General features: G+C 66.2%; 7 protein-coding genes. 5 read left to right on the forward strand and 2 right to left on the reverse strand.

Features of this window, described 5'->3' with window-relative positions; translation table 11 throughout:
* The first annotated feature begins 57 nt into the window (after positions 1 to 57).
* Entirely contained in the window at positions 58 to 1395 is a 1338-nt protein-coding gene (locus ACLQ24_RS02195) for an acetyl-CoA carboxylase biotin carboxylase subunit (protein ID WP_425888715.1), read from the forward strand.
* A gap of 6 nt (positions 1396 to 1401) precedes the next feature.
* Here the strand turns inward: ACLQ24_RS02195 and ACLQ24_RS02200 are convergent, their stop codons facing one another.
* Positions 1402 to 5550, reverse strand: a complete 4149-nt coding sequence (locus tag ACLQ24_RS02200; protein ID WP_425888716.1) for a toxin glutamine deamidase domain-containing protein — start codon at positions 5548 to 5550, stop codon at positions 1402 to 1404.
* A 325-nt stretch (positions 5551 to 5875) separates the two neighbouring features.
* Here ACLQ24_RS02200 and ACLQ24_RS02205 point away from each other — a divergent pair, with 325 nt between their 5' ends.
* The 3 genes from ACLQ24_RS02205 (at position 5876) to ACLQ24_RS02215 (ending at position 9832) form a co-directional block, all read left to right on the forward strand.
* Positions 5876 to 6787 carry a hydroxymethylglutaryl-CoA lyase gene (locus ACLQ24_RS02205; protein WP_425888717.1) on the forward strand — a complete coding sequence of 304 codons (912 nt, stop codon included), beginning with the start codon at positions 5876 to 5878 and terminating at the stop codon, positions 6785 to 6787.
* Between the two features lie 299 nt (positions 6788 to 7086).
* The gene (locus ACLQ24_RS02210) at positions 7087 to 8619 is read left to right on the forward strand and encodes an acyl-CoA carboxylase subunit beta (protein ID WP_425888718.1); all 1533 of its coding nucleotides are present in this window, start codon (positions 7087 to 7089) and stop codon (positions 8617 to 8619) included.
* Positions 8620 to 8683: 64 nt separating this feature from the next.
* A complete protein-coding gene (locus ACLQ24_RS02215) occupies positions 8684 to 9832 on the forward strand; it encodes an acyl-CoA dehydrogenase family protein (protein WP_425888719.1) in 1149 nt (382 codons plus the stop codon).
* A gap of 175 nt (positions 9833 to 10007) precedes the next feature.
* On the opposite strand, the gene ACLQ24_RS02220 is transcribed toward ACLQ24_RS02215, so the two are convergent.
* On the reverse strand, positions 10008 to 10508 hold the full coding sequence (locus tag ACLQ24_RS02220) for a MarR family winged helix-turn-helix transcriptional regulator (protein ID WP_425888720.1): 501 nt from the start codon (positions 10506 to 10508) through the stop codon (positions 10008 to 10010).
* A gap of 98 nt (positions 10509 to 10606) precedes the next feature.
* Between ACLQ24_RS02220 and ACLQ24_RS02225 the strand changes: the two genes are divergently transcribed.
* Complete coding sequence (locus tag ACLQ24_RS02225) at positions 10607 to 11188, forward strand: YceI family protein (protein ID WP_425888721.1); 582 nt, start codon at positions 10607 to 10609, stop codon at positions 11186 to 11188.
* The last annotated feature ends 287 nt before the right edge of the window (positions 11189 to 11475 follow it).

The following is an 11475-nucleotide window of genomic DNA, read 5'->3' on the forward strand; positions in this document are numbered from 1 at the left end:
AGTGCGCCGGTCATGATTCCCTGACATCGTCCCAACATCCGGACGCCGGGAGGAAACATGATCGAGTCACTGCTGGTCGCCAATCGGGGCGAGATCGCCCGCCGGGTCATCCGGACCGCCAAGCGGCTCGGCATCCGCGCGATCGCGGTGTACTCGGAGGCGGACGCCGACCTGCCGTTCGTCGTCGAGGCGGACGAGGCCGTTCTCATCGGCCCGCCCAACCCGGCGCAGAGTTACCGCAACGTCGAGGCGATCCTGGCCGCCGCGAAGTCGACCGGCGCGCAGGCCATCCACCCCGGTTACGGCTTCCTGTCGGAGAACGCCGAGTTCGCGCGTACCGTCGCGGCGAGCGGGTTGATCTGGGTCGGACCCGGCGCGGATGCGATCACCGCGATGGGCGACAAGATCAATGCCCGGAACCTGATGGCGGCGGCCGGCGTGCCGGTCGCGCCCGGCACCACCGATCCGGCCGCCGACCTGGACGCGGCCGTGACGGCCGCCGCCGAGATCGGCTACCCGGTGATGGTCAAGGCCGCCGCCGGTGGCGGCGGCATGGGCATGGGCGTGGCCGCCGACGAGGCCGCGCTGCGCACCGAGTACGACAAGGTGCGCGCCTTCGCGGAGCGGATGTTCGGTGACGGCTCGGTGCTGATCGAGCGGTACTTCCCCCGGGTACGCCACGTCGAGGTGCAGATCCTCGGCCTGGCCGACGGCCGGGTGGTGGCGCTCGGCGAGCGGGAGTGCTCGGTGCAGCGACGCAACCAGAAGCTGGTCGAGGAGTCTCCGTCGCCGGCCGTATCGCCGGAGCTGCGGGCGCGCCTCCTGGCGGCGGCGGTCCGGGCCGGCGAGGCAGTGGGCTACCGCAACGCGGGCACTGTCGAGTGCCTGCTCGATCCCTCGACGAGCGAGTTCTTCTTCCTGGAGATGAACACGCGCCTTCAGGTGGAGCATCCGGTGACCGAGTACGTCTACGGGATCGACCTGGTCGAGGAGCAGTTGCGGGTGGCGTCCGGGCTGGCCCCGACGTTCGACCCGGACGCGCTCGCGCCGAGCGGGCACGCCATCGAGCTGCGGATCAACGCCGAGGACCCGAAGCGGTTCCTGCCCGGCCCCGGCGTGATCAGGACGTGGGTGGAGCCGACCGGCGAGGACGTGCGGATTGATTCCGGCTACGCCGCCGGCAACACGGTGACCCCGTTCTATGACAGTCTGCTGGCCAAGCTGATCGTCGGTGGCGCAACCCGCGGCGAGGCGATCGAACGGGCCCGGGCGGCGGTGATCGCTTTCCAGATCGAGGGCCCCAAGAACAACCTTCCTTTCTTCATCGACCTCCTGAAGAATGCGGAGTTCCTTTCGGGCGCCTACGACACCGGCATCGTCTCCCGCATGCGCTGATCGAGTTCACGAACGAGCGGTCCTCGGCTGGCCAGGGGGTTGGCAGTTGAGAATCTCTTGGGCCAGCTCGAGGAATGCGGAGGACCTGTCCTTGTGGTCTTTTGAGAGGTCCCGAATCGCGTCGACCCAATGCTGCTTATCAGCATTGTGCAGTCGGCCGGAGTGATTCCGCACGTAATGCACAGCAGCCGACAGTCCATCGGTGAACATGAGGTCTACCGCACGCAGTGCGGTGGCTGCTCCGGTAGCCTCATCATCACCGAAGGAGTCCTTGATGAGCCCTTCACGCAGATCAGCATCTATCATCCGACCCTGCTCGCCTATTAACAGGCGGGTGCGTCTCGTCGCGTCGGCGTCGTCCAGTTCCTGGAAGTCGAGGACGAATTCGGCCTTCCCCTGCTTGCCGAGCTCGCCCAACAGCGGCGTGAACTTACGGAACCACAGATCGTTGTCCACCTGCTTGGTGATCTCCGCCAGCTCGTTGACGGCCGACTCGCTGGTGAGCTGTTTCCCAAATTCGGCGAGCGCCTCGAGCTTCGCGGCTTTGTTCGACGCGAGGAGTAGTCCACCGACCGCCCAGCTGGGCGTTTTCTCTGCCGGCTTGACAGATTTGGCTGCGCTTGTGAGAAACCATGCAGCGAAGGTGGTCGCCAGGTCCGTGTTGGTGCCGTCGCCCCCAGTCAGTCGCCAGAAGGGGTCGAGGTTCAGACTTGCCAGACCGTCGCTTGTTTTGGCTGGGCTGACAGCGAGGTGCAGGATGCTGAAGCCGTACGCCGCCGAGACTGCTTGCAGCGCCGGAGAAATCTTTGCGTCGGTCACCACAACTGGTTGCTGCTGCTTGAGGGCGAAAAGCTGCGCCAGATGGCGAACGTCACGTACGTGTCTGGCGGCAGCCTCGGCACCGCGCCTGTAGGCACCTACGAAAATGACCGGACCGGCGAATTCTTGGGACGCCTCGCGAATATTCGCTTCGGTTCCCCCCGGCGGTGCGTGGCCGACCCAATAGACACGATCCGACCGGCGGCTACGTGGCGGCAGCAACGCGTCTTCTAGCATCCCGTCGGGCAGTAGCCTCTCTAGCGTGGCCATCTGGGTAGGATGCTCGTACCGGAAATGGGCGACGTTCGGCCAGTACTGCTTCAAGGCGATCGATCCGTCTGACGGAAGAATGAACCTAGATTCCGGCTGGGAGGATGCAATGACTCGACTGAACGAATCCACGACAACCACTGAGTGTCCGGCTGGTATTTCGTTAAAGTCCTCATGTTGACCGCACAGAAGGAAGCGTTCTCCATCAACGAGTCGCTGAGCCGTAGTGGTGGGGAGAATGACGAAGGTGCGGCCCCATACGGGCGAGGTGAGTTCACTCAGTATGGCCGAGGTCACCATGCGTTCGTGGGGTCGACTGTCTGCCAGCTTGCGGTTGGTGTCGGCCGGGTGCTCGGCGAGCAGATGCAGCAGCGACTCCCCTGACCCGTTCGGCTGCGCTGCCGCAGGCAACAGATATCCGGCGAGGATTCTCTGCCGGCTGGATAGGGTGGCTATCGAAGCTGACTGAAGCGCGATTCGGTCAATCCGCTCGAACATTTCGCTCAACCTGTTGTTGCCCGCATGCGTCCGCCCGAGAAGCTCCCGCAGCCGGCCCAGTCTCCCATCAATGACGGCGAGTGATTTCCGCCACCCCTGGTGCTCGAAGCCCAGGGTGAGGGCTCCAAGTCGCCGGGAGATCGCCCTCAGGAGCTCTTGGCCGACCGGCTCGAGATTGTCGCGCCACACGGGTTGGTTCAACGCCTCGACGAGGTGCGCAAGGTCATTCGCAAGATTGATCCAGGGGGCCCGTTCGGCCGGCCCGGTGCCGTGCGGTAAGCCCTCGCCGCGCTCGTACTCCTCTCGAGCTTTCCGAGTGTCGCGCAGCTGATTGATGAGCTCCAGTCGAAGCGCATTCATCTGCTCGTGCGACAGGGCAGAGTCAAGAAGGTTCCGGATCTCGTAGACCGCAGTGTCCTTCAACCGCCCGTCGTTGTTGTAGAGCTCCTTGAAACTTTCGTTACTCCCTCCGCTATTGATGCCGAGGGCTGCGCATTGGTCGATTGGCTTCGCTGGTCGTGCGAGCAGTGCATTGTCGAGATAGTCGCCGATTGAAACGATCGTATCTGTTTCGAGCTGGCAATCGAGGAGGCTTCCGGATCGGAGTTCCGGCGTCCAGCTATCGGGCGGATATTTTTCCCTCAAATTGAAGCCGCGATGCTTGGCCCATTGTTCCTTGATCGTCGTGGCGGCGTATTCAAGGTACCCGCGCACTGGTGCCGGCAGGGCTGCGCGGACGGCGGTCAACGGGTTTCGTAGTGCGATCGCCAACCTGTTCTTCGCTAGACCCTGAACGTCAGGAAAACGCCTGTTGACGTGGAAGGAAACGGCGGAGGCATGTGTGTAGACGTGGGTCATGAAATCCCAGAGCTCTGCGACGCCAGGTTCGTGCCGATAGCGTTCGACGTCTGCGGGCTTCACATCGAGGTAATGGGCAGCGATTAGGCGGCCGAATGCGATGCCCTCGCGAAGTATGCGGTGAGCCGAAGGCAAATAGGTGCGGCCCTCCTTGAGAAGCCATTGCGCCAGATCGACCCCGTCACCAAGCGGTACGTCCACAGTCCACTGAATGTAATCCCCTGTGTTTGGGCGGGCGATGAGGACTCGGGCGCGCTGAAAATCCTCCCCAATTTCCCATCCGGCCTCTGGTGGATAGATCTTCTCGATGGCCGTGCTTTCCTCGATCGACCCTCTCCGCCACAGTGACACCCGACCAAGCCGCTCGGCCACAGCTTTGAGTTCCTGGCTTATTGGGTTCCAGTCGGGGCGGCCCACGTCGCCGTCGGGGTAGACCACCGTCGGAATGGTAACATCCTCGATGATCCAGAAACGGTGCCGCTTTGCGTCCTGGGGAATGTCGCGCTTCGTGTGCAAGTATCCATCGATGCTTTCGAAATAGCTCCGTTTATCAAGCTTCGTGAACATGAGAATTCGTCCGTCGGCTCTCGCGCGCCAAGTCGCGACTAATTTATTACCGTCGGTAGGGCTCGCCGGCACCACGATCGCCTCACGTTCGGCCTCGATGCCGAGGCCTGCCGCCACGCCGTCGAGAACGCCGGGGGCGACCCACTCGGCTTCGGCTGGTGCGGGAATGTGTGCAGTCAGGGGCAGGAGGAATTGTTCCCCGGGGTGGGCTGGGATTCGGGCCAGGCCGCCCTGTTGTCCGTCGAGGAAGACCACTCCGTGCTCGTCGTGCAGCACATTGAAGGCGTGGGACGTAGCCCCGAGGGATTCGAGCGCCGGGTCACGGACAAGCAGTATTGCTCGTGATCCGAGTGGCGCGGCCTGCATTGCCGCACGGGCAGCCTGCACGTCGGTCCGGTACACCGGTGGTATTGCGTCGTCCGGTAGCCCCAACTGTTGCCGCTGGTAGTTGACTAGGTGCGCCTCGTACTCCACGTCTGCGGCCCCTGCCGCCCAATCGATGTCCGAGTTCCCGGCGTTCATGTCGGACACGATCGCGGTGAGCACGCAGTTGGTGCTCGAGTGATCCGGATTGACATGCGCCAGCCACGAGTAGGCCCTGCGTGCTTCCTCGTCGTTGTCGAATCGGGACGGAATCACGGCAGAAGAGTTGGCCTCGGATCGGGGGAACTGTGTGATCCGTCGGTCTGGTCCGGCCACCGACGACGCCTCAGCCGGGACATGTCGAGGGAAGAGCGTGTCCACCAGGTGCGTGGTCGGCCACACGAGCACGGCCTCAGTCTCGCCGTAGGCCTCAAATGGCCGAACTCGCGACGCGTCCAGGTCGAGCGACTCCGGAGGCGTAACGAGGACGGGCAGGCGGAGCTGGTCAGCGCGTTCCGCCATGGCGGCTAGATCGGGCTCGAGCCCCAACGGCACATACACCATCGCTGCGATCACAGATGGCGGCTGGCTACGTAGCAAGTCGGCAACCAGACTGGAACCTATCGCTGCCGGATCGATATAGACCAAATGGCTTCCCGGAATAGACGGCGCATCAAGCACCGCGTCCGGCACAGGAACTCCGGCGACGGTGATCCACCACCCCGACTTCACCCATGTCGTCGCCTGTTCGGCGCAGCCCGTGACAGCAGTATCTATCAACCTGTGCCTCCTCATCGAGCCGTCGGTCGTTCAGATGGCCTTTGGTGGGCGTAGCATCGAAACGGCCGCAACCACCCGAGCGGTAACGGTTAATGAAGCAAATTTCAGGTCGAGCGGTGGACTATTCTACGGAAGTTCCCGGGGGCACTGTTTGTCTGGCTGGCGCAGGTTCTGGGGCAGCGCCCAGCCGACGTCACGAACCCCGACGCCGCGTCTTCCCTGGTGGACACAAGTCTTTTGATCAACTTCTCTGTTCGCCGAGGGTGGCATCCTGGGAGGACCCCCAGTACTGCTCTCGTCACAGTGAGGTGACCATTTGGCCGGCTTGCCGGATTCCGTCTTGATTCGCGAGGTTGGGCCGCGCGACGGGTTGCAGAACGAGGAGCCGATTCCCGCCGACGCCAAGGTGCGGCTGCTCGACGCGCTCTCGGCCACCGGCGTCCGCCGGATCGAGGCGGTGTCGTTCGTGCACCCGAAGGCGATTCCGCAGATGGCCGACGCCGACGAGGTGTGGCGGCGGGCCACGAAGGCCGACGGGGTGCGGTACTCGGCGCTGGTGCCGAACACCCGGGGCGCGCAGCGGGCCCTGGCCGCCGGGTTCACCGAGATCGAGGTGGTGGTGTCGGCCAGCGACACGCACAACCGCCGGAACGTCAACCGCCCGACCGACGAGTCGTTGGACGACATCGCCGAGCTGATCGACCTCCTGCACGGGGCCTCCGCGCGGGTCGAGGTGATCGTGGCGACCAGCTTCGGGTGCCCGTACGAGGGGGACGTCGACCCGGTGCGGGTCGCCGGCATCGTCGACCGCGTGGTCAGCGACGGCGCGGACCGGGTGGCGTTCGGCGACACGACCGGCATGGCCACTCCGCGCCGGGTCCGTGAGCTGCTGACCGCGGTACGCGACCGCAACGCGCACGTGCCGGTGCTGCTGCACTTCCACAACACCCGGGGTACGGCGCTGGCCAACCTGCTGACCGCGCTGGAGCTGGGGGTGACCGAGTTCGACGCCAGCGTCGGTGGTCTGGGCGGCTGCCCGTACGCGCCGGGAGCCAGCGGCAACCTGGCCACCGAGGAGGCGGTGCACATGCTGCACGACATGGGTATCGACACCGGTATCGACCTGGCCGCCCTGATCGAGGCGGCCGAACTGGCCGAGGAGTTGCTCGGCAAGACGCTGCCCTCCGGCGTGCTGCGGGCGGGCCCGCGCACGCGGCTGACGCCGATGCCGAGCTGAGGACGCGACGAAGGGGCCGGCGAACTCGCCGGCCCCTTCCACGTGCCAGGTCGGTCAGCTCACCGGGGTGAGCACGCTCGGCCAGCTGTCACGGAAGATGTCCGCGCTGCGGCTGGCGCTGCGCTCGGTGGCGCTGAGGGTGCCGGCGAAGAGGCTGCTCACCCGGCTCGCCTCGGCGCTGCTCGGGTACGGGTTCAATGTTTCGTTTGAAGGAGCGTCGGTCGGTCGTGGGTCGTCGGAGGGTGCGCGAATGCGATAGCCTAACGATCGTTCAGGTCAGCACGGGCGAGGGAGTCGGCGTGACGCTCGACGGTGAGGCGCTGGAGCAACTGCGCAAGCGGGCCCGGTCCGGCGGCGCGGACAAATACCACACGGCCAACGAGGCCAAGGGCAAGCTCTTCGCCCGCGAACGTGTCGCGCTGCTGGTCGACGAGGGTTCCTTCGTCGAGGACGGCCTCTACGCCAACGCGCTCGCCGAAGGTCTGCCCGCCGACGGCGTGGTCACCGGCACCGCCACCATCGACGGCAGGCAGGTCTGCCTGATGGCCAACGACTCCACCGTGAAGGCCGGCAGTTGGGGCGCCCGTACCGTCGAGAAGATCATCCGGATCATCGAGCGGGCCTACGGCGCCGGCGTGCCGATGGTCTACCTGGTCGACTCGGCCGGCGCCCGGATCACCGACCAGGTCGACCTCTTCCCCGGCCGCCGTGGCGCCGGCAAGATCTTCTGGAACCAGGTCCGCGCCTCCGGCTCGATCCCGCAGGTCTGCGCGCTGTTCGGCCCGAGCGCCGCCGGTGGGGCGTACATCCCGGCGTTCTGCGACGTGGTCGCCCTGGTCGACGGCAACGCCAGCATGTATCTCGGCTCCGACCGGATGGTCGAGATGGTCACCGGCGAGAAGACCACCCTGGAGGCGATGGGCGGGGCCAAGGTGCACACCGCCGAGTCCGGTGTCGGGCACTTCCTCTGCAAGACCGAGGCCGACGCGCTCGACGTGGTGACGACCTACCTGTCGTACCTGCCGGCGAACTGGACCCAGACGCCGCCGGCCGCGCCGGCGGTCGCCGCGCCCGCCAAGGCCGACCTGGCCGCGCTCGTGCCGGCCAGCGAGCGGCAGGCGTTCGACATGCGACGGTACGTCAAGGGCCTACTCGACGAGGATTCCTTCTTCGAGATCCAGGCGCTGTGGGCCAAGGAGCTGACGATCGGCTTCGGTCGCCTCGACGGCCAGGTCGTCGGCGTGGTCGGCAACAACTCGATGTTCAAGGGCGGCGTGCTCTTCGTCGACTCGGCCGACAAGGCCACCCGGTTCGTGCAGCTCTGCGACGCGTTCAACGTGCCGCTGCTCTTCCTCAGCGACGTCCCCGGCTTCATGGTGGGCAGCGCGGTCGAGAAGCAGGGCATCATCCGGCACGGCGCCAAGATGATCACCGCGATCTCCGAGGCGACCGTGCCGAAGATCTGCGTGGTCGTCCGCAAGGCGTACGGCGCGGGCCTGTACGCGATGGCCGGCCCCGGTTTCGAGCCCGACGCGACGATCGCGCTGCCCACCGCGAAGATCGCCGTAATGGGCGCCGAGGCCGCGGTGAACGCCGTCTACGCCAACAAGATCGCGGCGATCGAGGACGCGGACGAGCGGGCCGCCTTCGTGGCCGCCAAGCGGGCCGAGTACGAGCAGGACATCGACGTCGTCCGGCTCGCCAGCGAGCTGGTGGTGGACGCCATCGTCGAGCCCCACGACCTGCGTACAGAGCTGGTCCGCCGGTTCGCGGCGGCGCGTACGAAGGATCGGCACTTCTCCCGACGCCGGCACGGCATCAACCCGGTCTGACCCGCACAGCCACCCGTCTCGGCGTCACGAGCGCCCGGCGGACCGTCCCCACCAGGAGGATGAGATGGACTTCCGGCTCACCGACGAACAAGCGGCGCTGCGGGAGAGCGTGCGGGACTTCGCCCGCGAGGTGGTCGCCCCGGTCATCGCCGAGCACTACGAGCAGCACACCTTCCCGTACGAGGTGATCCGGCAGATGGGCAAGATGGGCCTGTTCGGCCTGCCCTTCGCCGAGGAGCACGGCGGGATGGGCGGCGACTACTTCGCGCTGTGCCTGGCGCTGGAGGAGTTGGCACGGGTCGACTCCAGCGTCGCGATCACGCTGGAGGCGGCCGTCTCCTTGGGCGCGATGCCGATCTACCGCTTCGGCACCGACGAGCAGAAAGCGACCTGGCTGCCCCGGCTGCTCAGTGGCGAGGCGCTTGCCGGCTTCGGTCTCACCGAGCCGGGCGCCGGCTCGGACGCCGGCGGCACGCAGACGCGCGCCGTGCTGGACTGCGACGAGTGGGTGATCAACGGTTCGAAGGCGTTCATCACCAACTCGGGGACCGACATCACGGCCATGGTGACCGTCACCGCGGTGACCGGCACCAACCCGGACGGCTCGAAGGAGCTGTCGACGATCATCGTGCCGACCGGCACGCCCGGATTCACGGTGGCCCCCGGTTACTCCAAGGTCGGGTGGACCGCCTCGGATACCCACGAGCTGACCTTCGACGACTGTCGGGTGCCAGCGGCCAACCTGCTCGGTACGCGCGGTCGAGGGTTCGCCCAGTTCCTACGGATCCTCGACGAGGGCCGGATCGCCATCGCCGCGCTGGCCGTCGGCCTCGCCCAGGGTTGCGTCGACGAGTCCATCAAGTACGCGAAGGAGCGGCACGCCTTCGGTCGACCGGTCGGCGACAACCAGGCCATCCAGTTCAAGATCGCGGACATGGAGCTGAAGGCGCACACCGCCCGGCTGGCCTACTACGACGCGGCCGCCCGGATGCTGGCCGGCGAGCCGTTCAAGCGGCAGGCCGCCATCGCGAAGCTGCACGCCAGCACCATCGCGGTGGACAACGCCCGCGAGGCCACCCAGATCCACGGCGGCTACGGCTTCATGAACGAGTACCCGGTCGCCCGGTTCTGGCGGGACTCCAAGATTCTGGAGATCGGTGAGGGCACCAGCGAGGTGCAGCGCATGATCATTGCCCGCGATCTGGGTCTCTGACCCCACCGGAGCACACGAGTCCCCGGCAATCCTGGAGCGGTCACTGTCGACCATCCGGGCGGCCTTCCTGGCCACGGCCCGCGGCGCCATCGGCGGTGAGGTGTCCGGTCCGCAAGGTCAGTTCTGCCGGTCTTTCTGCCAGTGTGGCCCGAACGCTTCCCTTGGGGGCCGACGGTCAGGTCGGGTCGCAGTCGTCGGTCATCTCCTGCTCGGTGCTGCCGGCGGTGGCACCAGGATGGACTGCGTCCCGCACTCGTCGCAGGCCGTCGAGCAGCGCCGCCAGCGCCTCGGGTTCGAGTTGGCCGGTGAACCACTGCTCGATGATCCGTAGATGTCCGGGCAGCGTCTCGTCGAGCCGCTGCATTCCGGACGCGGTGACCACCGCGTACGAGCTGCGACGGTCGTTGGGGCATGCTCGGCGGGTGAGCAGCCCGTCGCGTTCCATCCGGTCCACCACGCGGGTCACCCCGCTCGTGGACAGGGAGGTCTGTGCGGCGAGGTCGGTCATCCGCAGTTGGTTGCCCGGCGAGCGGGTCAGTCGGGTAATCACCTCGAACTCGACCTGAGAGAGGCCGTGCTCCTCGAGTTGGGCGGCGAACCGGGCCGAGAGCCCGGCGTGGGCCTCGTACAGAAGGCCAACCGCGGTGATCCGGGGGTCATCGAACACGTTGGTCACTCGTCAATGCTACCAGTGCTTGACACGGGGAATGTTGTTGCGCTTATATTTGCTTAAGCAGCCGTTGGGCTACTAAACAATCTTCTGGAGGACCAGTCATGACCAGCAGCATCGACGCGGTTACCCGCGACTGGGACGGTCTCACCATCCCGGCAGCCGGCACCTACGTGCTGGACGCGGCGCACAAGCGGGTCGGCTTCGTCGCCCGGCACATGATGGTTAGCAAGGTCCGCGGTGAGTTCAACGAGGCGACCGCCACCATCACGATCGCCGAGGACCCGCTTCACTCCTCGGTCGTCGCGACCATCCAGGCTGCCAGCATCGACACCACCCAGGGCGACCGGGACGCGCACCTGCGCAGCCCCGAGTTCCTGGACGCGGAGAAGCACCCGACCCTGGAGTTCCGCAGCACTGGCGTCAAGTCCCGCAGCGGCAACGAGTTCGTGCTCAACGGTGAGCTGACCATCAAGGACGTCACCCGTCCGGTCGAGCTGAAGGTCGAGTTCGAGGGCGTGGGTCGCAGCCCGTTCGGCCAGGACATCTTCGGCTTCGCCGCGAGCACCGAGATCGACCGCGAGGAGTTCGGCCTGACCTGGAACGTCGCCCTGGAGACGGGTGGCGTGCTCGTCGGCAAGAAGATCAAGATCGAGATCGAGGGCGAGGGCGTCCGCCAGGCCTGATCCCACGGATCGCCGGTACGCCGGGCCCGCGCCGTACGTCGGCGCGGGCCCGGCGTCGTCCGTGTCGAGCACGTGTGAATTGTCACGACTTGTTCTTGCCGACGTGGGATCCCGCACGGTGACGACGGGGTAGAGATGGCGCCACGAGCGCATCCGCTCCCGCCGGCGCCGGATCACCATCGCCGGCCTCTGGCTCTGGCCAGGTGAGCGCTCGTACCGTTGATGGTTCACAATGCGCTTTCCGGGACGGCAGGATCCCGACCGCGCCGGTTGTCGGGAGGACATAC

Source organism: Micromonospora sp. DT4, assembly GCF_049841675.1.
GTDB lineage: Bacteria > Actinomycetota > Actinomycetes > Mycobacteriales > Micromonosporaceae > Micromonospora.